This is a genomic window from Shewanella sp. 2_MG-2023, from assembly GCF_030548905.1.
GTDB lineage: Bacteria > Pseudomonadota > Gammaproteobacteria > Enterobacterales > Shewanellaceae > Shewanella > Shewanella electrodiphila.
The window spans coordinates 1-24,898 of the sequence record NZ_JAUOSO010000005.1 but is presented as its reverse complement, the minus strand read 5'-3'; the positions used below and the strand labels follow the sequence as shown (position 1 = coordinate 24,898).

General features: G+C 41.4%; 20 protein-coding genes. 10 read left to right on the top strand and 10 right to left on the bottom strand.

Features of this window, described 5'->3' with window-relative positions; all coding sequences use genetic code 11:
- Positions 1 to 47: 47 nt before the first annotated feature.
- The 8 genes from Q4600_RS06695 to metB form a co-directional block, all read right to left on the bottom strand.
- On the bottom strand, positions 48 to 440 hold the full coding sequence (locus Q4600_RS06695) for a hypothetical protein (RefSeq protein ID WP_303514830.1): 393 nt from the start codon (positions 438 to 440) through the stop codon (positions 48 to 50).
- 69 nt (positions 441 to 509) lie between these two features.
- Positions 510 to 1,874: a sodium:alanine symporter family protein gene (locus tag Q4600_RS06690; protein WP_102526651.1), complete on the bottom strand. Its 1,365-nt coding sequence runs from the start codon at positions 1,872 to 1,874 to the stop codon at positions 510 to 512.
- Between the two features lie 1,272 nt (positions 1,875 to 3,146).
- Complete coding sequence (locus Q4600_RS06685) at positions 3,147 to 3,680, bottom strand: SRPBCC family protein (RefSeq protein ID WP_102526652.1); 534 nt, start codon at positions 3,678 to 3,680, stop codon at positions 3,147 to 3,149.
- A gap of 156 nt (positions 3,681 to 3,836) precedes the next feature.
- Positions 3,837 to 4,085: a cysteine-rich CWC family protein gene (locus Q4600_RS06680; RefSeq protein ID WP_102526653.1), complete on the bottom strand. Its 249-nt coding sequence runs from the start codon at positions 4,083 to 4,085 to the stop codon at positions 3,837 to 3,839.
- A gap of 224 nt (positions 4,086 to 4,309) precedes the next feature.
- Entirely contained in the window at positions 4,310 to 5,365 is a 1,056-nt protein-coding gene (locus Q4600_RS06675) for a c-type cytochrome (RefSeq protein ID WP_303514836.1), read from the bottom strand.
- Positions 5,366 to 5,374: 9 nt separating this feature from the next.
- Positions 5,375 to 5,968 (bottom strand): c-type cytochrome, encoded by a 594-nt coding sequence (locus tag Q4600_RS06670; RefSeq protein ID WP_229371312.1) that lies wholly within the window; start codon positions 5,966 to 5,968, stop codon positions 5,375 to 5,377.
- 283 nt (positions 5,969 to 6,251) lie between these two features.
- A complete protein-coding gene (locus tag Q4600_RS06665; RefSeq protein ID WP_102526655.1) occupies positions 6,252 to 8,645 on the bottom strand; it encodes a bifunctional aspartate kinase/homoserine dehydrogenase II in 2,394 nt (797 codons plus the stop codon).
- Between the two features lie 98 nt (positions 8,646 to 8,743).
- Entirely contained in the window at positions 8,744 to 9,904 is a 1,161-nt protein-coding gene (gene metB, locus Q4600_RS06660; protein WP_303514839.1) for a cystathionine gamma-synthase, read from the bottom strand.
- A 223-nt stretch (positions 9,905 to 10,127) separates the two neighbouring features.
- Between metB and metJ the strand changes: the two genes are divergently transcribed.
- The gene (gene metJ, locus Q4600_RS06655; RefSeq protein WP_102526657.1) at positions 10,128 to 10,445 is read left to right on the top strand and encodes a met regulon transcriptional regulator MetJ; all 318 of its coding nucleotides are present in this window, start codon (positions 10,128 to 10,130) and stop codon (positions 10,443 to 10,445) included.
- A 152-nt stretch (positions 10,446 to 10,597) separates the two neighbouring features.
- A complete protein-coding gene (locus Q4600_RS06650) occupies positions 10,598 to 11,338 on the top strand; it encodes a sulfite exporter TauE/SafE family protein (RefSeq protein WP_102526658.1) in 741 nt (246 codons plus the stop codon).
- 112 nt (positions 11,339 to 11,450) lie between these two features.
- On the opposite strand, the gene Q4600_RS06645 is transcribed toward Q4600_RS06650, so the two are convergent.
- Entirely contained in the window at positions 11,451 to 12,677 is a 1,227-nt protein-coding gene (locus tag Q4600_RS06645; RefSeq protein ID WP_303514842.1) for a conjugal transfer protein TraF, read from the bottom strand.
- A gap of 120 nt (positions 12,678 to 12,797) precedes the next feature.
- Positions 12,798 to 13,706, bottom strand: a complete 909-nt coding sequence (locus Q4600_RS06640) for a LysR family transcriptional regulator (RefSeq protein WP_102526660.1) — start codon at positions 13,704 to 13,706, stop codon at positions 12,798 to 12,800.
- A 110-nt stretch (positions 13,707 to 13,816) separates the two neighbouring features.
- Here Q4600_RS06640 and Q4600_RS06635 point away from each other — a divergent pair, with 110 nt between their 5' ends.
- From Q4600_RS06635 to Q4600_RS06600, 8 genes are all read left to right on the top strand, one after another.
- Entirely contained in the window at positions 13,817 to 14,536 is a 720-nt protein-coding gene (locus Q4600_RS06635) for an SDR family oxidoreductase (protein WP_102526661.1), read from the top strand.
- Positions 14,537 to 14,969: 433 nt separating this feature from the next.
- A complete protein-coding gene (locus Q4600_RS06630; RefSeq protein WP_102528766.1) occupies positions 14,970 to 15,299 on the top strand; it encodes a c-type cytochrome in 330 nt (109 codons plus the stop codon).
- A gap of 165 nt (positions 15,300 to 15,464) precedes the next feature.
- Complete coding sequence (locus Q4600_RS06625) at positions 15,465 to 17,207, top strand: DUF3373 domain-containing protein (RefSeq protein ID WP_248956305.1); 1,743 nt, start codon at positions 15,465 to 15,467, stop codon at positions 17,205 to 17,207.
- Positions 17,208 to 17,276: 69 nt separating this feature from the next.
- Positions 17,277 to 18,659 carry a tetrathionate reductase family octaheme c-type cytochrome gene (locus Q4600_RS06620; protein ID WP_303514884.1) on the top strand — a complete coding sequence of 461 codons (1,383 nt, stop codon included), beginning with the start codon at positions 17,277 to 17,279 and terminating at the stop codon, positions 18,657 to 18,659.
- Positions 18,660 to 19,002: 343 nt separating this feature from the next.
- Positions 19,003 to 20,676, top strand: a complete 1,674-nt coding sequence (locus Q4600_RS06615) for an ABC transporter transmembrane domain-containing protein (RefSeq protein ID WP_303514856.1) — start codon at positions 19,003 to 19,005, stop codon at positions 20,674 to 20,676.
- Entirely contained in the window at positions 20,673 to 22,775 is a 2,103-nt protein-coding gene (locus tag Q4600_RS06610; RefSeq protein WP_303514858.1) for a peptidase domain-containing ABC transporter, read from the top strand. The genes Q4600_RS06615 and Q4600_RS06610 overlap by 4 nt, the downstream gene beginning before the upstream one ends.
- Complete coding sequence (locus tag Q4600_RS06605) at positions 22,768 to 24,093, top strand: HlyD family type I secretion periplasmic adaptor subunit (RefSeq protein WP_102528762.1); 1,326 nt, start codon at positions 22,768 to 22,770, stop codon at positions 24,091 to 24,093. The genes Q4600_RS06610 and Q4600_RS06605 overlap by 8 nt, the downstream gene beginning before the upstream one ends.
- 9 nt (positions 24,094 to 24,102) lie before the next feature.
- On the top strand, positions 24,103 to 24,898 hold a 796-nt coding region (locus Q4600_RS06600), incomplete at its 3' end, for a hypothetical protein (protein WP_303524372.1).

The following is a 24,898-nucleotide window of genomic DNA, read 5'->3' as shown; positions in this document are numbered from 1 at the left end:
AACTATTGCAGCGCTAACTCTTTTCAGGCTTCAGCTCCAACCTAATATTAAGACTTTAAAAAGTATGCAAGACCACTGCACTCTAGATAAATAGAGCAAGCCGGATAAATCACTTTGCCACATTCAGTAATGATGAGCGCATTTCCGCCTCTTTCTCTTGTTTGTACTTTTAATTCTTTGTGCAGTGTATTGATACTAGGAGCACCAAATTCGATTGCCTCTTGAGTATTAGCGCAAAAAGTCGTCATCACTTCACCAAGAGGTTCATTATCATGATTATACAGCTCACTAGGTTGATAAATATCCACAGTAGATGCAACGCCTTGATAAGTAATATATTCATCAGCATTGGTTCTAAAAGATAACCCATTGCAGCCTGCAATAACCAATGAAACTAAAGTAAATAGACTTAATAGCAGTATTCTGTTTAAAAGGTTCATGTGAATATTTCCCTATAAAAAAGGCATACACTCCCTGTGTATGCCTTGTTGAATAATTCTAATCGCTCATTAGCTTTCTAAGGCTTTAGCCTTTTGTTTCGCGAAGTACTCTCGGGTTAATGCAAATACCACTGGACTTAATAGAGCCAGTGCAATCAAGTTTGGAATTGCCATCATTGCATTTAATGTATCAGCAAGTAGCCAGATAAACTCAAGTGAACTGACGGCACCGATTGGTACAACCAAAGTCCAAACTAATCTAAATGGCTTAACCACTTTGTCACCAAATAAATACTGCATGCATTTTTCACTGTAAAAACTCCAACCTAAAATGGTGGTAAATGCGAATACCGCAAGTGCAACAGCGACAATATAGTTGCCCATTGGCAGCGCATGTGAAAAAGCAAATGATGTTAGTGCAGCGCCCGTTTCACCTGACGTCCAAGCGCCAGAGACAATAATTGCTAATCCAGTAATAGAACACACAATGATGGTATCAATGAATGTACCTAACATCGCCACTAAGCCTTGTTTTACAGGCTCATTAGTTTGCGCAGCCGCATGGGCTATCGGCGCACTACCTAAACCCGCTTCATTTGAAAACACACCACGCGCCACACCAAAACGAATGGCAGCCCATACTGCAGCACCTGCAAAGCCACCTTGCGCAGCAACAGGGTTAAATGCACTGTGGATAATTAATTGAAATGCTGCAGGAACTTGGTCAGCATAAACCACCAATACCGCTAAACCCGCAGTGATATAAAATAAGGTCATTAACGGCACCAGCTTGCCAGCAACATCAGCAATACGCTTAATACCGCCCATCAATACAGCACCTACTAATACCATTAATACTACGCCAGTAACCCAATTAGGAACGCCAAAGTTACTGCTCATAGCATCAGCAACAGAGTTGGTCTGCACTGTATTACCAATACCAAAACCTGCTAGAGAACCTAATACTGCGAATGCTGTGCCTAACCAAGCCCACTTACTGCCTAGACCATTTTTAATGTAATACATCGGGCCACCGACATGATTACCATTACCGTCTTTTTCGCGAAACTTAACCGCTAATACAGCTTCAGCAAACTTAGTTGCCATCCCAACTAAAGCAGTACACCACATCCAGAACAGTGCCCCTGGGCCACCTAGGAAAATAGCGGTCGCAACACCCGCAATATTACCAGTACCAATTGTGGCAGAAAGAGAGGTCATTAACGCATTAAAAGGGCTGATCTCACCTTTATGTTTATCATCAGAAGAATCACGTCCTGACCATAATAATTTAAAGCCTGTGCCTAATTTTAGGATTGGCATTAATTTCAATCCAATGGATAAAAATAATCCCACTCCTAAAATCATCACCAGCATGGGAACGCCCCATACTATGCCGTTTATCGTATTTACAATCGCTGTCACTTGTTCCATCGAAAACCTCATAATGAGTTAAGTATTTATTGTTATTTTCATTATTTTTAGTTGTTGTCATCACATAAGCGTTTATCAGCAACTATTGCTTCTATTGGCATGACACAAATAGAAGAGGATTCAGATTACCTTCATTACACATAAATTGGAAACACCAACACGATAATCATCTAAAAATATGCCGTTAACTGTATAAAATCAGCATATTGATTAGATTAAAATACTAAAAAAGACACTACTAATATTGTAGTGCCTTCATAATTTTATAAATACCTCGTGACATGTAACGAGGTATTTATAAAGGATTTTTATGCGTACATGGGTATGTAACACGTTTCTGGACAGAAACGCTTTAAGAGCAACAATTTTATACCTCATATAAATTGGGCTAGTTACTCAAGACCATTACTTTAATCTAATCCATTGCCTGCCGCAGGGATGTTCAGGATGAACTGAATGTCGCGATCACATGGATGTGAAAGAGCGACCTTTTGTGCAGATGCATCCAAGACACGCCGTAAACACATCCCTGTGGGCTCTGCGAAAACAAATAACATCCATGTTAAACGGCCAGTTCGGCATCCATGCCTCTCGCTCAAAGCGTTTCACACGGTGAAACTTCGCCATGTTTTCGAAGGTCTTGAACGCATCTACACTGGGTTTATTGTCTCTTCGATTTGACTATATTGGTGATAATTTAAAGAGCTAAAGCTAGTAGATCTTGCATTTAAAAGACTCCATTTGAATTGAGAACGCAGAGAAAATAGCGTGAGCCTGACAGGACGTCAGGCTAGCTTTCGCGGTGCAGGGATGCACCATCGGAAGCGTTAGCATTTTCGAATAAGACCGAAGCTATCAACAAACGAAGTTTAAAGCTGGATCAATCCCCCCGTTGGAAATCTTTCGCTTTTCAGAAAATTTCGCCGGGGCTGCAGGGGAGATGCAAGAGGGGTGAGCAGTTTCACCCTTCTTGCTCTGGTGTGGGCGAAGCGCCACGACGTTGATTTAGACTTTGATTTAGATGTTTATTCAAACCTAGAAATCATTAGCTGACTAAAGCTGCTAACAAATCTTGGGGCAGAAATGAGTTTACCAATATCGCCCCTACCCGATCTTAATCAGCAAAGAAAAGACAGTTCCTATAAGAACTATGCTTTCATTCAGTTCACCCACATATTCATAGATATTTACCATTATAATGAGTGTTACACCTTTAGGGGGTCATAACATAATTTCCCTTCTCATGTTCTTTGAGGGAAGTAGAATATCTAACTAGTTTTCGAGTATGACTTTCAGATTATCCAAACCTTGTTGTAAGTCATTACCAATCACAGTTTCAAAATCCATAAATAGCATCATTAAATTCATTGGGTAATTCATATGTCCACTAAACCCCCAATTAACTTGAGTTTGATTACTATCAATGGGTTTAAAGCTAATGTATGCAGGCGATGTGGCTTCGAAAGGACTTAAAAATCGCAGCTCATAATCGATACGTTGATTGGGAATTATCTTAATAATTTCTTGCTCGCCAACACCCACGTCTGGGTTTTTGCTGGCCCACGCTGACACAAATCCTACACTGCCATCATTACCCTTGTAGGTTTTTTCCATATTAGGGTCCATCTGTGCCCACTTACTAAAATCATTCTGATTTTTTAGGTATTTAACGTAGTCATATACGGTTTCATTAGCTTGATTAATCACTATACTGCGCTCGACAAAGTAGTCTTGTTTCACGAAAAGTGCGGTAATGAAGGGAATAGCAATAATGACAGCAAGAACTAGGAGTATTTTTTTTATCATGATGTTGATCCTAATGTGATGATAATTAAGTATATCAACCACTTTCAACATCACCATGCGAATTTAACAATAAATCAACAATCATTATTAACGCAGCGTAAAGCTCGCACTCAACAATGCTAATTCGCCTCACAACTTAAATAAGATCTCATTTAGTTATTGGGTTAATTTTTGATAACAGCTTTGGCAGATACAGGCTTTACCAGATAGTCCCGCTAATAACTCAGGATCTATTTTTGCTTTGCCAGATTGAGTTAAGCACCAACAACTTTCTATTGATAAACCCGCTGTCACAGCACACTTATTTTCTTTAAGGCATATTGGGCACGTTAATGGCTCAGCCACTTGTTGTTTTTTGTCAGACTCAAGATGGCGATATACCTGCACAACTTCTTTCTTTGTCATCTCTTATAAATACCTTGTTACCCTAACTTCACGTGAATATGACTTCAGTTAATTTTTCACGGGTTAAGTTTAAAAGCTAACTGTTTCATTTTCTGCCAGTAGCTGCACAGTATAAAACAAAAAATCGGTGCCGAAGCACCGTAGATGATTGAAGTTTTAAAGGATGTTTCCTTACTCAGGCTTTATTATATGTTTCCCTACTCATGTTTCATTACCCATGTTTCTTATTTAGACGCTGGAAAGATAGGATAAGATTTAGAACCTAATATCACTGAGGGATCTACTGCACTGGGTTTTCCATAAAAACCTTCATGCTGATGATATTTTGCCTGAGTCTCAGCGACATTACCTTTATATCTCGGATCTTGAGGACGCTCATGGGCATTAACAAATGCAGCTACATCCCAAGCTTGTTGAACCGTTAGCTGAATACTTTTACCTAATGGCATATTTTCATAAATGAAATTAGCTGCGGTATTGACTCGATGCATGCCTGCCCCCCAATTATAGCTCTGAGGCCCCCATAACGGTGGTAACGCACTCACGTTTGCCATTTTGTAACCTTGACCATCATCAGCATGACAAGTCTGACAATGAGCTTGGTAAACCGCTTCGCCCCTTTCAACAGAATAAGCTAACTCTGGCTTAGCTAACTTAGGAAAACCTCGTCCTGGTAGCATAGTCAGCTCCTTTTGATCGAGCTTTGAAGTGACAGTTTCAGGTAAAGGGAAATCTTCTCTATTACCGCCCTTAAGCAACTCAACATCAGTCATTTCTGGCACAGGTCCAGTAATGCCAAATTGATTCATCAATCCACTCATCACTAACCAATATGAATAAGCTGAAATCGCCACCAAGGGCTCACTCCCAGATTCAGGCGCTTTACCGTTCATTGAATAGGTAAAACAGCCCTGAATTCGTTCTTCAAAGCTATTCACTTTATCGTTTTTCTTACGATAAGCTGGATACGCCATATAAGCGCCCCACAATGGTGATGCATTGGCTTTATTCCCCGCATTCATGTGGCAATTCACGCAGTTTAGTTCGTTACCAACGTAGGTATCTCGCATTTGCTGACTATTAACAAATAACTGATAGCCTTTTCTGACTTTATCGCCGAACTCGCCTTTAGGGATACTGGATAATGGACTTGGCATAAGGTATTGCGCATTTGCCTCTTTCGCCACTGAGGGAAGTTGTGCTTGTCTATCAGGTAACTCTGCTGCCGATATGCTCATGCTAAATAACACACCCGCCGCTGAAAAATAATATCGCTTCATCGTATGTCCTTATTTCTGAGCCGAAAAATATTGAGTTAACGCATCAATTTCTGCAGCGGTGAGCTTTTTAGCTATGCTGCCCATCATATTGTCAACATCACCTTTACGGGTTCCTGACTGCCATGCCAATAATTGATTCTTAAGGTAAGTAGGTTCTTGTCCGGCAAGACGAGGAAACTGACCCGCGCCAATACCAGACGGACCATGACAACTGGTACAAGCTGGAATATCCCGTTGCCAATCCCCTTGATATGCCAGTTTCTCGCCAATGTCGTCGATGACCACTTTATCACCACGATACTGAAGCTTGATCTCAGCCACTGGTTTAGCAGCAAAAAAGTCCGATACCACTTTGATGTTATCGCCTTGGACTGTCATCGCCATAGCCATCATTGTTGGATTTTGACGAGAACCAGTCTGAAAATGACTCACTTGTGCGGCAATATACTCGCTGGACAACCCCGCTAAACGAGGCCCTACAACACCGAGCCCTTCACCATTTACGCCGTGACAGCTTAGACAAACTTGAGCTGCTGCTGGCACTGTTTGCAATAACTCCTTTGGTGATTCGTCAGGAATATTAGCCATCACACTAAAACTCATAACACTGCATAAAAAGATACTGCTCAACACGGCAGAATTTACACTCGTCAAACAGTCATCTTTTAAACGATTTTTTGTATCCATTTATCAGCCTCTTGTTGAAGTCCATCTCCGACTTAATACCACTATAAACAAAAATGGCACACTTAAATAGAATGTTTTTCGTACAAATCAATTGAATGCTAATTAATAGACTAACCCTAATATTTAGCTAGAAAAAAAGGCTTATCCCATTTAGGAATAAGCCTTTAATAAGTAATGTAAAACTAAACTACAGCACGGTTTACTCTTGCAGTAGGTCCTTACAGATCTGTACTAAGTCAGACTGCACTGCTGCCGCAGTGACCTCTCTACCCGCGCCTGGACCTCGAATAATCAATGGGTTGCCTTGATAAAATGCACTGCGAATAACAAACACATTGTCGCCTGGGGTTAAGTTGGCATAAGGATGATTTGAATCAACCCATTGAATGCCCACTTCAGCGTGCATCTTGCCATCGACTTTATCGAGTGATGCCACATAGCGAAGTACTTTGTTTTGCTCTGATGCCGCTGTAAATTGTTGCAACATGCTTTGGTCTAACTCACCGATGCGTGCTAAGAAATCATCCAAAGATAAATCCGCTAGCGTTTCTGGCACTAAAGAGTTTAGAACAATATCTTCAAGTTCAATTTCAAAACCAATTTCACGTGCCAGAATTAACAACTTGCGCTGCATATCTCGACCTGAAAGATCATCGCGAGGATCGGGCTCTGTTATCCCTAATCCACGTGCTTCAATCACTAATTCAGAAAATGATTTTTGCCCATCATAGTGTTCAAACAGCCAACATAATGTACCCGAGAATATACCGCCAACCGCTTCAATCGCGTCACCACTATTACGCAAGTCATTTAATGCATGTTGAATCGGTAATCCTGCGCCACAACTGGCGTTATAACGCCAAAATAAGCGGCGATTACTGAGCTGTTGTTTCAGTTCACGGTAAAACGGCAATGGTCCAGAACCGGCGAGTTTGTTTGCACTCACCATATGAATGCCGCGTGCAAATAACTCTGGGTATTGCAGTGTTAAACTCGCGCTAGCACTAATATCTAATGCAACTAACTCATCGCAATCAAGCTGTTCTAACTGTTCGAATAAACTTGGGTAATCCCACTTTTTAGCTGTGGTATCAAAGTCATCTTGCCAGTTATTGATATCAATACCTTGAGGACAAATTAATGCCTCTTTCGAGCTCAACAAACCAACTAGTTGCACTGTCGCTTCTAGTTCACGGTTTAATGATGCTGATGAGCGTTGAAATAGATCGATCCATGCTTCACCAATATTACCGACACCTAACAGTAAAACACCAATTCGCATGCGCGGGCCTGCGCAGCGACGGTGGACCTTTTGGGTCAATAAATTCACTTGTGGTTTAGGCACTAAAGTGACAAGACTTAATCCATCTTGATATAAAGGTTTAGCATCACGACTTAATAAACGCGCAAAACTACGTCGGTAATGTTCGGCATCGGCGCTTACTAGAGCAACTAGGCCTAAATCGTTATTCACACAGATATCAGTGATCGCCAGCGTTTCGGCATGTAACTCAATTAAACTATGTACTTGCTTTTGATTCTCAAGCGTAAAAGCTAACTCGACCTTATGATGCGCCGATGTCCAGTAGGCTAGAGGAGCAATCCCCTCCTGGGCGAGTAAATCAATTAGGTCTTGTGTTGGTGACTGCTGCTTAATCCGAAACAGCACCACTTCGTTTAGATTAGTCACCACTGGCGCACTTGCCGATGAGCTTTGTGGCGCGATTAAGGTAAAGTCGGTATGTGATGCATAGCTTGAGCGCACTGCTAAGCTAACATTGGTATCAAACAGTGGTTGTAGTGTGCGACTGTGAAGCACAGGGGAGCCTAAATGCGCAAGGCGGTCAGCTTCAGCAAGCGACATGCTATTAAGTAACTTTGCATCACTGATTTTATTAGGGTCGGCATTAAACACCCCTTCTACATCAGTCCAAATTGTCACGCGTTCAATGTCCGCTAAGCTGGCAATTAACGTCGCACTGTAGTCAGAGCCATTACGGCCCAGTAATAAGGTTTCGTTATGTTGATTCGCGCAAATAAACCCTGTGATCACTAGACGCTCATCAGGGTGTGCTTCAAGAAGTTTTTGCACTCTTTGACGTGACTCTTCAATGCGAATATTTGGCACTACGCCTTCATCTGCCACAAGAATAGAACACGCATCAACATTAATTGCCGCCACGCCAGATTCACGTAACAAAGCAGCCATGAGTCTAGCTGACCAACGTTCACCAAAACTCAGGACATGATTAAGTTGGAACTCATTTCGCTGCTCAAGGGATAGTAAGCTGATAAGTTGAGACTTATCAGTAGATAATCGTTCACGTAAATCACGAGCTTGTTCATTTGAAAGAAGTTGTTCAATGAGGTTTTGTTGATAACTCACAAGTACTTGCAGCTCTTCTTGCCACAATTCACCTGTTTCACGAAGCGATAATAACTTATACAAAAAGTTAGTACTTTTACCCGCAGCAGACACAACGACTAAATCATCACAGTTTCCATGAGTAAGCAATATATGGGCGACGCGGCGATAGCAATCAGCATCCGCTAAACTTGAACCACCAAACTTATGTAAATGACTGCGGGTCATTTGTAACTCCTTAAACCACTTTTTGCGCTGCCATATTGACTGAATATGGCAACAATAAAATCTTACTGACTTAACTTATGACAATCTAATTTATTAGCTTAAAGCTCAGCAACTGCAGCTAAACCAGCTTGGATATCAGTAATCAAATCTTCAGCATCTTCAATACCGACTGATAATCTCAGCAATGTATCTTTAATACCAGCCTCATAACGGGCTTCTGGTACCATTGCTCTGTGTGTCATTGTCGCAGGTACGGCAACTAAGCTTTCCACTCCGCCTAAGCTTTCAGCAACACTGAATATTGATAAGGCTTCTAAGAAAGCGACTACTTCAGCTTCGCCACCTTTAAGTTCAAAACTTAACATAGCGCCAAAGCCTTTTTGCTGTTTAGCGGCAATATCGTGACCTGGGTGGTCTTTTAACCCTGGGTAATATACTTTTTCGACAACATCACTGGCTTGAAGGACTTCAATCACTCGTTGTGCATTGGTTTGATGCTCACGAATACGTACAGCCAATGTACGAATGCCGCGCAAAGTTAGATAGCTATCAAAGGCTGAACCTGTCAGACCTAAAGTGTTTGACCACCAATGTAATAGCTCACCAAGTTCAGCATCTTTAGCCACAACAGCGCCGCCAACCACATCACTATGACCATTGATGTATTTAGTGGTCGAGTGCATCACAATATCAGCGCCCAGCTCTAGCGGTTGTTGCAAGATAGGCGAAAGAAAGGTGTTATCAACAACAACTAAAGCATCCACTTTATGGCTCGCAGCCACAATCGCTTTGATATCAACAACACGTAATAACGGATTAGACGGAGTTTCTAACCAAACCATTTTAGGCTTTTGCGCAATCGCATTTGCCAGTGCTTTATCATCAGTTTGATCAACTACGATTAATTTAAATTGACCTTTGTTGGCAAGATTAGTGAACAGTCGATAACTGCCGCCATAACAATCATGTGGTACAACTAATAAATCTTCAGGACCAAGCAAGCTAGTCACTAAAGTAATCGCTGCCATACCGGTACATGTCACAACACCTGTAGCACCATTTTCAAGTTTGGCTATTGCCTCTCCTAAAACGCAACGGGTTGGGTTACCAGAGCGGCTGTAGTCGAATTCTCTTGGGTTTGTGTGTCCATCAAACGAGTAGTTAGTCGAAAGATAAATCGGCGGGACTACTGCACCATATTGAGTATCGGATTCGATACCTTGGCGAACGGCAAGTGTAGCAGCGCGATGTTTGGTCATAATAATCTCCTGAAGATTGACACACTCATGAATAATACACCACAGAGATGTCTAGATGGCTAAATGTACCTAAGCTAAATCAGATCGTCAACACAAATTAGACGTTTAGACGTCTAAACATAAAGAAATCTATTTGTATTCGTTATAGAATAACAGCAATAATTTGACTGTAATAAATAAGCAGTTAAAATCTGCCACGAATCTATCGTATAAAGGTGAGTTAATGACTGAATGGAATGGCGACTATATCAGCCCATATGCCGAACATGGCAAAAAAAATGAACAAGTTAAAAAAATCACGGTATCGATTCCTTTAAAAGTACTAAAAGTGCTAACCGATGAACGTACTCGCCGTCAGGTAAATAACTTGCGTCATGCAACCAACAGTGAACTTTTGTGTGAAGCCTTTTTACATGCGTACACTGGTCAACCTCTACCAAATGATGATGACTTATCTAAAGAAGGCCCTGATAGCATCCCAAGTGAAGCAAAAGCACTAATGGATCAAATGGGTATTGAGTGGGAAGACTTAGACGACTAAGTCTATTGTCAGTATGCTTTCAAGCTGACTGGCAAGTGTGATAATAAATCAATTTTGTGCTTACATTACGGTGTAAGCCTTCATTGATAAGCTCCCCCTCCTCTTCGCAATATGACAATACTTGAGTCAAATTTGCACTCAAAGAGAACACTATGGCATTTATCGATCCGCAAACCTTGATGCTGGCATCGGCTATTATATTTCTCGGTGCACTCACTCAAGGGCTTATTGGTTTTGGCTTAGCTGTTGTTGCTAGCCCATTGCTATATATTATTGATCCCCAACTTGTACCTGCCCCTGTTATTGCTTGCGGTTTTTCAATCGCTTTACTTACTTTATTACGTGAGCGCACATCCCTGCAATTCAACGGACTTCAATATGCACTCATTGGCCGTGTACCTGGCGGCTTTCTTGGCGCAGCATTACTGGTCTTTGCGCCGCAATCCATATTAGGTCTGGCTATTGCCTTTATTGTTGCCAGTGCTGTCATTCTAAGTTTTTATAAAATCACCGCACCAGTCAATCGCTTCACGCTATTTATCGCTGGGATTCTTTCTGGGGTTTTCGGTAATATTGCCGCTATTGGTGGCCCGCCTTTGGCTATTTTATTAGCCGGAAAAGATGCACCGCAATTTCGCGCGGCATTATCGATTTTCTTTGTATTCAGCTCTATGATTGCAATGATCATTTTATTCATCGTTGGCTTAGTTGAAATGAAGCATGTTTGGTTGTCTTTAATGCTCTTACCATCAGTATTTTTAGGCAGTTTTGTCGCGGGCAAACTCAGCAACAAAGTAGATAAACAAAAAACGCGCACAGCCACATTGGTATTGTGCGGCTTAAGTGCCTTAGTGTTGACGATAAAGTCATTAATTGAATTGTCGGCAGGATAAAAGTGGCTAAGAGGTAACTCACTAGACATGCACTAGGTATGCACTAGGTATGCACTAGGTATGCACTAGAAATAGGATAGATTGCTTCGAAGCGAGTCTACACCAAGCCAGCCTAAAAGTGATAAGAGGTTTGTAGTACTGCCCCAATGGCGTCATCTTCACCATAGCTACCACTCATATCAAGCTTGAATGCTTGACCAATGGCAAAGCCAGTACCAAATGAGTAGATATCGACACTGTTATCTTTCAAATCATGACGGTAGCCCATACGAAGCGACAACCAGTCTGTTGCTTTAAACTCCCCTCCCATGCGCCAATACTGAACGGCATCAAACTCTTTAAATCGGCTCTGTTCAACGAGGTCAATATCTGTGGTTAAGGTTATCGATGTCCAATCATATGCAGCGCCAGCAGTAATTAATGGCTCCACTTGATAATGAAATTCACGGCCTTGCGCTTCCACCGTTTTGATAGTTTTACTGAATAAATTACGTGCTGATAAACCGATAGTAAGGGCATCTAATGGCTCAAAAGCGACCCCGATATCAAGGTTAAATACGTTCTCATTATTGCGGTACTTATCATCATCAAAATCATCGGCATCGAAATTATTGGCGTTCACTGAATAATGATAAGTGTCGATACGTTGAAACTTAGGTGAAATCCCCACTCTTACTGGCATGTTCACAATCGATAACGGAAAACTTAACGCCACACCAAAATCTGTCACCCCACCAGCAAGTACAACACCTTGAGAATCTAAATCAGTAATATCAGCTGGAGGGTTGAGAGGATCTAATGTATTTAAGGTATCGATATCCGACTGTGCTATATCAGCAATACCAACAGCATCGAGATAACTCTTATAAAACACGGCCATTGGCATACGTTCATTAGGAATAACAATCGCAGCGCCGATCCCAGCTGATAACTCGGCCCGATTGCCTTTTAATGATTCCAAGTCAATAACTAAGTCATCTCGATAACCTTCAACATCACTGCTATCACCCGAATTAATTGCCGCCTCCAGTCCATCATAAGAGTCCTGCAAAGAGTCGAATTTATCAATCATGTTATCGCTATCGGCGCCTTCAGCCCCCACAACAGGAAGCAGCAAAGAGAACTGTTGTGCTTTTTTTATCTCAGCAGCACTATAACTTGAATGGGGAGTGAGAATGGAAAGTAAAGCAGGATTAATAAAGCTTGCGCCAATACGATTTGATGCAGCTACACCAGTGCCGCCCATACTGTCACTTCGCGCTTCAAAATAAAGCCCGCTGGCTTGCACATTGCTGGCAAACACAAGTAAACAGAAAGCTAGCGCTAGTCTTTTTTGCATCCATCATTCCCAATTATTATTGTTTAATAAACATAGTAGAAATCGGCAGATAAATGTTTAAACAATCAAAAACAATGTAAAAATGTTAATCTATTTTGGCATGCTATTCTTAAGTTTTTTCTATAAATCAGGTAGATAACTTTTAAAGTTATCTAAGGTGAATTGAATAAATTTTTTCAATCGCTCAGGTTGAAATTTGTCTTTATGATAGAGCACATAAAACGGTGTATCGGGAATATGCCAATCTTGAAATACTTCGACTAATTGGTGCTGACTTATTTCTTCAGCGCAATACAAATAAGGTAGCCTCACTATGCCATTGCCAGCTAATGCACTGAGTTTCATTGCTCTACCATTTTTACACCTGAAACTTCCTTTTATCGCCACTTCTACACTTTCGTGAGTATTGGTTTTATGGGCGAAACGCCAATGGTTTATTGATCCCACAATACAAGTATGTCGATTAAGCAAGGTAGGATGCGCAGGTATCGCATGCTGAGCTAAATAATTTGGAGATGCTAACGTGCAGTTTTTAATATCCATTAACTTACGTGCAATAAGCCCAGAGTCTGCCAACTCCCCCATTCTAAACACCACGTCAAAATGATCTTCAATCAGATCGACTCGCTGACTGCTGAAATCTAAATCTATGGTGATATCAGGATATAATTGAATAAAGTCATTCACTAATGCAACAACGATTTCTTCGCCTAAAAAGCCCCCAACACAGTTAATATAAATATTCCCCTTGAGACGTTCAGCACTATCCACCGTCATACTGACAGCTTGCTCTATTTGATGTAACGCTTGCTGACATTGCAGTAAAAAACTCTCACCTTGGTCAGTTAAACGTTGAGTGCGTGTCGTTCTGACAATTAAGGTCACCCCTAAAAACGTCTCCAAACTAAGTAATTGCTTAGATATATGGGATCGAGAACAGCCCAAGGCTTCAGCAGCTTGAGTAAAGTTACCCAACTCAGCAATAACAACAAACGCGCGGATATCGACTAAATTTATATCACTATTCAACTTACCCTCCATTAGAGGTCATATGTAAACAATTATGTTCTTTATTGATTATATATCACCAATAAGTCTTTCTCTATAATTCTCACAACTTACAAACAGAGGTCAAAATCATGAAACAACTTATCGTAATTACTGGTGCATCTTCAGGTATTGGCGCAGCGATGGCTAAAGCATTTAGCGCTAAAGGCCACCCACTTTTATTACTTGCTCGTCGTGTAGAAAAAATGGAAGCGCTTAAACTTGAAAATAGCTTAAGCATCAGTGTCGATGTGACCGATGCGACAGCAATGAAGGCTGCTATTGCTAGTGCAGAAGCACAATATGGCCCTGTAGGTTGCTTGATTAATAACGCTGGCGTGATGTTATTAGGTCAAGCAGATGTGCAAAATCCAGCAGAGTGGAGCCAAATGCTCAACGTTAACGTGATGGGTGTTTTAAATGGTATCCACTGCGTCCTTGCAGATATGAAGGCACGCAAAACAGGCACTATCATTAACGTTAGCTCAGTTGCGGGTCGTAAAACTTTCCCTAATCACGCAGCTTATTGTGCGACTAAATTCGCTGTTCATGCCCTCACTGAAAACATCCGTGAAGAAGTGGCAATGGACGATGTGCGTATGGTGACGATTGCACCAGGCGCAGTTGAAACTGAATTGCTTAGCCATACCACTAGCCAAGACATTAAAGATGGCTACGCAGATTGGAAAGAAGTGATGGGCGGTGTATTAGCTGCTGAACATATTGCAGAAACAGCCGTCTTTGCTTATGAAATGCCACAAAATGTTTGTGTGCGAGAAATTGTGTTAGCACCAACTCGTCAACAGCCATAATAGGCGATTAGCTCATCTACGTTATTTAGATTTAGGCGATACTTCATCATCGCACTCAATATGCACTGTATTTACTGCAGTGCATATTAAACACACCCTAACAATTTCCCCCTATGCAACCTTCATCTATCACTTTAGATATAGTCAAATATCAAAAGTGTGATCTCAATCTTGTTTCAAAATCACTAAAAAACAACCTTACATAATGACTATCAGTCAAAAATAATATTAATTACCATAAATATCAGCAACTAAAGAAAAACCTCATACATTCATTAGATTTTTTTCAATTATATTTTATTCAATTAGATTTTTATAATTTACTTGATCCTCCTCAACAATATCCTTTATCACAAGTGTTAAATTAAGTAACAAGAAACACCCATTTAGACAAAAACCATTAACAATAAAAATTATTTAAAGTAAGGGACTGATGATGAAAACCATGAATAAGATATTTATATGCGTATCTCTCGCACTCTGTTTAGGAGCTCAGGTTCAAGCTGCTGATGGCGGTAATCCTAAAAAAGGTAAACACCTGTATAAAAAAGAATGCAAAGCCTGTCATAGCATGGGAGATGAAGGCGGTGAAATTACCCCAATGAGTAAAACCATGAGCCAGTGGGATAGATTTTTTAGACGTAATAAGCACAAAGCGAAAGCTGAAGTCTTTGAAGCTTTAAGTGAACAAGACTTATTAGATATTCAGCAATTCTTATATGACCATGCAGCCGATTCAGATCAACCACAAACTTGCGGTTAACTAACCTGGCTCGACTGTAAAACACATTTAAACCACCTAATTAATAAAAATATGGGGAATGCCTCAGGGATTAATGCTACCAAAATTCAGCACCCCCCTAGGATTCCCAACATCAATCGAAGGCAGAAATATAAATTAACCTGCTGATTCGAAAGGAGAGATGTTATGCGTACTCTTATTTCACTGCTTGTTGCAAACGCGTTGATATTATCAGCGAGTGTTTATGCAAACGATGCAGATATTCAACGAGATAGTCTGAGTAAAACTGATGCTCAAAAAATTGCAGACCTTAAACAACAGCTAGCCGACATTAATGATGAAATTGATGACATCAATGATCGAGTTGATAAAAATGAACGTCATACTGCACTTGATAGAATAGAAATCACTGGCGACTTTAGAACCAAAGTCCATTCACTTCATTATCAGGATGTCACTTGGAATCCTGCCATTAATGTCGATTTTAATGATTTTGGCGCTAAAGCGATGGGCGGCGAATTTGGTATGCCTGACGATGCAAGTTCACCACTAGCCCAAATGATGGCCGCTAACCCTAATCTAGCATCTGCATTTCAAAGCGGTCAGTTACAAGGGGTAATGCCTTATGTATTAGCCCCTAAAACTGCTCAAGATATTGATAATGACCTTTACTACACCACACGTTTAAGACTCAACCTCAAAGCAAAAGTGTGGGATAACGTCAGCTTTGCAGGCCGCCTGAGTATGTTTAAAAACTGGGGCGATTCAACTGGCGTGCAAGTATTTGATTCTTGGCGTTCATTTACCATGGATGGCACCAATAGCGGTAATCCAAGTGGCGACTGGTTACGAGTCGAACGCGCTTATTTTGACTGGAAAAATATTAACGGTTCACCACTTTACTTATCTATTGGACGACGTCCATCAACTTACGGCCCACCAACCCAATACCGTGAAAATGAAAAACGTGGCGGCACTCCTTCTGGCCATTTAGTTAACTTTAACTTTGATGGCGCAACTATGGGTTATCACCTCAGTGATATTACTGGTGTCGAAGGCCAAGTTGTTCGCTTCTGTTACGGACAAGGCTTTGAATCACAGTGGGGTAACGGCGAAATGTTTGGTGATATCGTCACCAAAGATACTCACCTTGGCGGCTTTAATATCGACGCGATAAACGATGGTAAAAACTTCCTTCAATTTACCTTATTCGGCGCTAAAGATGTCAATGATGGCTTTAAAGGCACCATGGCTTTTCCAACTCAGCTTGCAGGTATATTTGCACCAACTATGTATCAAGACATGCAAAAGTTTGAAAACTTCAACTTTGTCACTCGCGTTCAGCCAAGTGATGTGATTGGCGATATGTTCTTAGGTGGTATTGGTTTTGCCCGCGAAGAAGATAACGACGTTAAATGGTTCTTATCAGGAGGCTGGACCCGAGCAGATGGTAATGGCAACGCAGGTATGTTTGGCGGCATGCTATCTGATGCTGTTTTTGAAGCGCAGCTTAACGCTGATGCCAGTGAAATTATCATGTTGCCTTCAGCTGCTGAAGACAGTGGCGCTAAAGATGGTTACGGAATTTATGTGGGCGTTCAAATCCCAGCGCCTTACGGAAAAGTCGGCCTCGAATATAACTATGGCTCTGAATACTGGACACCTTTCACCCAAGCTCAGGATGATCCGATTGGCAGCAAACTCGCTACTAGAGGCCATGTCGCTGAAGCCTATTATATGTTTGATATTAATCCAAAAATGTTCATTAAACTCGCAGGACTTTATTACGACTTTGAATACACAGGCAGTGGAACACCGGTTGGTAAACCACAAAAAGTCGATGATGTTGTCGCAGGTACAGCTTATTCAATGCTCCCTGTAGTTGATACCGCTTATGACATCAATGCATCGCTTACTGTTAATTTCTAACCTTAATAACTTCCCTCGGTTTTTACCGAGGGCAGGAGTCTTATTATGAAAATACTCATCGCCAGCTTAATGACCGGTGGATTATGTTGCTTTAGTTTATTTGCCAACGCGGCGAATCCACACAAAGAGTTTATTGAAGGCCCTTTTACTCAAGGCAGTGAGGTCACTACTCAGTGTATTGAATGTCATGAAGATCACGCTAAAGATGTCATGAAATCATCTCATTGGACATGGGAGCTTGAACAAGAGTTACCTGAGCGCACCGTGACCCGCGGAAAGAAAAACGCTATTAACAATTTTTGTATCGCAGTATCAGGTAACGAGCCACGATGCACCAGCTGCCATGCTGGTTATGGTTGGAAGGACGACAGTTTTGACTTTACTGATATGACCAAGGTCGACTGTTTAATTTGTCATGACACCACAGGCACTTACGTAAAAGATCCCGCAGGAGCAGGAGAAGTTCTCGCTAAGGTAAATCTAGAACGAGTGGCACAAAATGTAGGGGCGCCAGTGCGAGATAATTGCGGCAGTTGCCATTTCTATGGTGGCGGTGGTGATGGTGTAAAACACGGCGATTTAGACTCTTCAATGTCTTATCCAGACAAAGTCACTGACGTACATATGGACACCGACGGTAATGATTTCCAATGCCAAACCTGCCATACAACCGAGAGTCACCAGATAGCAGGCAATGCCATGGGCGTTTCACCTGGTGGCATGAGTGATATTGGCTGTGAAAACTGCCATGAAGCTGCACCACATACCAATAAACGTCTTAATACCCACAGCAGCAGTATTGCCTGTCAAACCTGTCATATTCCTGAGTTTGCTAAAAATGAACCCACCAAAATGAGCTGGGATTGGTCAACCGCAGGACAAGACATTGAGCAAACTAAAGATCAATATGGCAAACATACTTACATGAAAAAGAAAGGCAGTTTTGTGTGGGCAAAAAATGTGAAACCTCAATATGCTTGGTATAACGGCAAAGCCGATGCTTATATGGCTGGTGATAAGATGGATCCTAACGCCATCACCAAGCTGACTTATCCTTTAGGTGATATTAATGATGTAGCGGCAAAAATATATCCATTCAAGGTTCATACTGGTAAGCAAATTTACGACAGTAAACAAAACATCTTCATTACCGCTAAAGTCTTTGGTAAAGGTGGTTACTGGAAAACATTTGACTGGGATAAAGCCGCTAAACTGGGTATGGAAGCTAATCAAACCATGCTAGATAAAGGCATTAAATACAGTGGTGAATATGGCTTTGCAGAAACAGAAATGTGGTGGCGCATCAATCATATGGTGGCGCCAACCGAGCAAGCTTTAAACTGTAATGATTGCCATAATAAAGGCACAAGAATGGATTGGAAAGCACTTGGTTACCAAGGCGACCCAATGAAAAATAAAGCAATAAAAAAACATGCGACAACCCAAGAATAATCAATAGTGTTACTTCATAAAAACTGCCCTATAGAAAACGGGCAGTTTTTATGCTCATCGTCAAAGTTCCACGTAAGTTTAAAACCCTCGTTAGCTTCTCTAGTAATAAATACCCTTACTAATAAAAGTTCTTCTTTTTACTTCATTAAAATAATGCTATCCCAACCAACCTGACTACCTTTCAATTGGAATACCAAGTCATCTGAACAGAAAATAAACTGTTGAAATTAAGAGCGTTCATCCTTAAGTTAACCATAGACATACTAAAATATAGTCTACGCTTTAATCTGAGCTTTTTATTATGTCCTTGACTAGCCATGTTAACGAATAGGATGACTGTAGCATGCGAGAGAACTTTCGATTATTTTCAAGAAATAAAGCATTTCCAGAGTTACTGTTGTCATCGACTTTTATCAATTTATTGTCGTTAGCGCTTCCTTTCACCATGCTACAGATTTACGACCGAATTTTGCCAAATCAAGGTTATGGCACCGCCACTATCTTAGTGTCTGGGGTTGCTATCGCCATATTGCTTGAACTGGTTTTAAGGTATGGCCGAAGTTGGCTGTTAGCCGCTTCTGCTGCAAATTTTGAATTAGAAACCACCACGGATGTGGTCAGCAAGTTAATGAAAGCTGACTACAATCATGTTGAGGCCATGGGTACAGGCCGGATAGCAAATGGGCTTGCTAGTATCGCTAGTATGCGAGAACTGTATTCAGGCCAAGCCATTGTCGCATTGATGGATTTTCCTTTTGTACTGATTTTTTTAGCATTAGTTGCCTATATTGGCGGCCCGTTAGTCTTCATACCGATTGCTGTCTGGCTTGTTGTTGGTGCACTGGTTTTCTATATTGGAAAAAAGTTAGCAACTGCGACTCACGCGTTAGCTTTATCTGATGCAGAACGAACTAGAATGTTGATTTTAGTCCTTTCAGGCTTAACGACTGCTAAAGCACTATCTTTAGAAGATCGTTTATCTGGCATTTATAACAACATCAATCACCAACGGCTTGAGAGTCAACAGCAAGTCGATTGGCTTTCGGCCAAGCTTCAAGAAGTCATTCAAGGTGCTGCACAAGGGACCACGCTGATATTAGTGATGTTAGGTTGTCTTGAAGTGCTCAACGGCTCATTGACAACTGGTGGATTAGCCGCCTGCTCTATATTAGCGGGTCGAGCGGTTGCGCCTTTAAGTGCGATTATTAGCTTACGGTCACGCTTGGTGAGTGCACAAACGGCAATGTCCCATGTTAATGACTTAACCCAACTTCCGGAGGAGTCTTTTCAAGGAACTAAAATCTATCAACAAAAATTGCCTTTAGGTCCTATCCACTTCGACAATATCAGCAGTAAAAACCTTGGCACAGCTATCACTCATTTCAGCCATCACATTCAAGCGAATAGTTTGGTCACGTTGCAATCAAATCCATTAAGTCATGCAAGCCATCTGTTAAGTATTATCGCAGGATTTCAACAAGTATCAGCTGGTCAAGTGACGATTGATAATATTGCCATCCACCAACATGATTCTAAAGAGTTCAGACAGTCAATCACTTATGTAGCACCTTGGCCAACACTGTTTGCTGGCAGTTTATTAGAAAACATGACGATGTTTCGAGCCGAATTTGAACCTCAAGCTATGGCTATTGCAGACAGTTTAGGGCTCACAAGTAAAATAGCTGAACTACCCAATGGTTATCAAACAATGGTCGGTGATAGTGACAGCCAAATGTTGAATAAGGGCGCAATTAAGCTGATTGCGATTGTGCGAGCAATTGTGCAAAAACCTTCAATTATATTACTAGATGAACCAATGATATCGCTTGATGCTGATGCACAAGGCCGTTTACTCGCCTTACTGCAACAATTAAAACAGCAAATGACAATAGTTGCTGCCTCTCATTTTACCGAGCTTGCAAGTTTAAGTGATGAATGTATTGAAATAAATGGCGTTGCGCACCGCGAGATGGACAAATCTACAACAACGAAAGCGGCACAGGAGGTAAGCTCATGAGCACGACTGAATTGGAGCTAAAACCACTTGTAGTTGACTTGTTCCAGCAACTTGGACTGTATACACAAGCCAGTAATATTGCTAACGATCATAATAACACTGATCTGAATACACTCGGGTTATCACGGTTATTGAAAAAGCATCAAATAGGCTTTTCAGTGACAAATAATACGGCAAAAAATCTGCATTTATCGATACACCCTTTCCTTGTTATTCCGCAAAATGAACCAGGGTTTATTGTCAGAAGGCAGGGCCATGTTTTTGAAACATTAACAGGAAACCAATGGCAATCAATAGACTTAACTCAACTCAATGATACGGCTTATATTTTCTTAATCGAGTCGTTACCAACCACCAGAAAAAATGTTAATGCGTTTGCCGCTCATATGAGTAAAAGAACCAAATGGTACAGACCGGTTTTTTGGCTAAGTTTACTCTCAAGTATCACCGGACTTGCAGTGCCATTTTTTACCATGGCTGTATACGATCGCGTAATAGGAGGCCAAAGCCCTGCTATTTTGCCTAGCATTGCATTGGGTGGTTTATTAGCAGTCGGAATATTGATTAGCACTCGACTTGCTCGCGCACAAATCTTATCAACAACCAGTAATCGTTTTGCTAGAGATCTCTCTGAAATCACTTTTTATCGCTTATTACATATGCCTTTAATGGTGTTATCTAGGGTAGGAATCTCAAATCATATCGCTCGAATGCGCAATGCGGAAAAAGTTCGCATGTTATTATCTGGCCCTGGCGGTGGGGGGCTTGTTGATTTGCCTTTTACCCTCATAGCCTTGTTCGCCATCATGTTTTTAAGCGGTTGGTTAGTCCTCGTGCCAATTGGTATGTTGATGCTTTATTACCTCGTGATGCAAGTACTCAATAAATATGTCCAAGCTGCTTCACCCACAATCAGCGGTGAATATCAAAATGCGATGAGTGAGTTATCAAAAAACTTACTTCAATTAAAAGCTGCTGGTGATACCGAAGCTTGGCAAACCAAGTTTATTCGTCAAAGCCGTGAAAACAGTCGCCAAAATTTTCTCTATGCAAAGCGTAATGGTCTTAACGCTGCTGTTGCACATTCCCTCAGTTTATTTACTGCACTCATTACTGTTTTTACCGGTATCTTTTTAGTCTTAGATCAAACGATATCGCCAGGAGCACTCATTGCTTGTGTGATGATGATATGGCGAATTACAGGCCCAGCTCAGTTAGCTTTCTCATCGAAACAAAAATTCACCATGATGGATATTGCGGTCAAACAATTTGATCGTTTCATGCAAGCTAGCACCGAACAATCAGAATTAAGGCTAGACACGCCAGATAATACCAAAGCGCCATCATTAGCTTTCCAACACCTTACATTACGCTACAAAGCTGAGGGAGAGGCTGCATTGTCTGGCGTGACATTTGATGTAGAACCTGGCGAATTAGTGGCAATTATCGGTCCAAATGCTTGTGGTAAATCGACACTTTTACTGAGCGCATTAGGCGTATTAGAAGCTCAAGCTGGCTTTGTCACATTGAATGGTAAAAACCTTAAGCAGTATGACACTGAAATCTTTCGTCATTGGGCTGCATATAGTCCATCGCAGCCGGATATTTTCCCCGGTACATTAGCTGAAAATATCAGAATAGCAAAACCCAAAGCCAGCGATAAAGAAATTATTGATGCACTGATAAAAGCGGGAGGTGAGAGCTTCTTTAACAGCATTAATAATGACCTTAGCGTTGACTTACTAGGTGAGAATAATGCCATGCTATCAGCAATAGAGGGCAGCTATATCAACTTAGCACGCGCCATAATAAAGCAATCACCATTAATGTTATTAGATGAACCACTGCCCCACCGAAACCCACTTTCAAAAGCAACGTTGATAGAGACATTATTAAACCTTAAAGGTAAATCCACCGTACTGTTTACGAGTCACGATCAAGATTTGATCCAACACGCTGACAAGGTCATTGTTCTAGATAAAGGTGCTGTGGTTTATGCAGGCCCAATACCAGACAAGGTTACTGAAGCATCAAAAAAATCAGATACAACTGAATCCCCTTCGACCGTCGCCATGCAGGAGTCTCCAACCAATGGATAATCGTCAACTAGCTAACCGAGTATGGCCAGAACACGAATTTGCTGAAGCAATAGAAGCGCCCGCAGAGCGTAAAATCATTCGTAATATTATTTTAATTATTACAGGTTCAATATTAATCATGCTGATATGGTCAATTTTTACCAGCGTGGAAGAAATTTCTAAATCGAAAGGTCAAGTGGTGCCTCTGGGCCACCGCCAAGTTATTCAAAGTCGTTCAGGAGGAACGATTGCATCCGTTGTTGTTGAGGAAGGTGACGTTGTTAAAAAGGGAGATATTCTAGCGAGTTTTGTGTCTATCGATAGTCTATCCGCTGAAGAAGAACTCACCAGCAAACGAGCTAACCTCATTATGAGAATAGAACGCTACGATGCCTTTACCGAACAAAGAGAAGCTAACTTTAGCGAATTTGCAGTTGAGTACCCTCAACTCCTCAGGCTGCATAAATCATCATTGCAACGTATGAATGAAGAACGCTTTGCAATGGAGCAACTGTCTGAATCTGATATTGATAAAACTCAAGCTGAACTTGAAGGTCTAAAAGCTGAGATACCTCCGTTAAGCGATCAGATACAAACCGCAGAACAAACCCTAAATATGATGTTATCTGTCACAGCAGAGCAAGCGGTATCTAAACTTCGCATTTTAGAGTCGCAACAGAAACTGGATTCTTATATCCGTGAACTGAAATCGATGGAAAGTAAGCAACAGGTTCTATCAAAAAACTTAGTTAATTTAGAGCGACAACTTAAGCAAAAACAAGCCTCGTTATTTAAAGAGGTTGGTGAAAAGCGTACCGATACTCAAGCTGAATTGTTAGGTGTTATTGCTAGGCTTAAATCTTCTGATTCTTTGGTGTCTCAAAACACAGTAACAGCGCCTGTTGACGGAATTATTCAATCCATCCCGACTAGTTCTACTGGCAGTGTAATTCAACCTGGTGGGACTGTCGCCGTCATTGTTCCAATGACTAAGACAGGCCTAATGGAAATTAAACTCTCACCTCGTGACATTGGCTTTGTTCATGTTGGTCAAAACGCTCGAATAAAAATTGATGCCTTTGATTACAGCCGCTATGGCGCGTTAGATGGCATTGTAAAACGTATTTCACCAAGCACAGATAAAGATGAAAAAGGCGGCGTATTTTATAAAGTGCAGCTTGCCATTGATAAGCCCTACTTTTTGGATAATCCCGATAGTTTTGCATTAATTCCAGGAATGACTGGCGAAGCAGATATTGTGACAGGTGAAAAAAGTGTCTTCCAGTACTTATGGAAACCAGTGTTCACCAACATTAACGAAGCATTTGGCGAAAGGTAGGAGTCCAACATGACAAAGGATAATAAGGGTCATCAATCTTCGGGCTCCGACCAAATACATTCTGATAATGAAATTCAAAAAGAGAATGATAAAACCGTTGACGTGAATGCTGCAGAGCAGAAAAAACGGGATAACAAAGCGAAACAAGCAGTAAAAAAAATTGATACGCAAGCGCAGAAACTTAAAGCCAAAGAACTGAGAGATACGGCACCGGTTAAAGGAGCTTTGAATCAAGATTTAGTGGCAGACAAAACGTCGCATAGTTTATCCGCCCATCAAACTCAACCTTCAACAAGCGAAAAGGTAGCCTCAAAAGCTGATAATACTACTCTCACAGCACCAAGTGAACGCATTAGCAATGTTGAGCAACAGGTCAAATTAAATGCAGTATCTGAAACAGCTGAAAATATTCCTGACTCAACGGCGAAAACCCAACAAGCGCTAGTTAAAGAGACCGGTTCAACTGAAACAACAGGCATAGACCACTCAGGTCAGTTTCGAGGTGGACATACCGCGATACAGGATATAAGTCAGTTTAAAACTGCGAAAATTTCACTTGCTGAACATTCGGAAAATCAGCATTTTAGCATCGACTTAAGCAGTCAACGTATTCACAACCCAGCCTTTGTCCCTCCCCAAGAGCCAAAACCACTCACTCCAGATGAATTAACTGGCACTGGCACTGGCACTGGCACTGGCACTGGCACTGGCACTGGCACTGGCACTGGCACTGGCACTGGCACTGGCACTGGCACAGAGACTGCCACTGGCACTGGGTCGGGGGCTGGGCTGGGGCGGGGGCAGG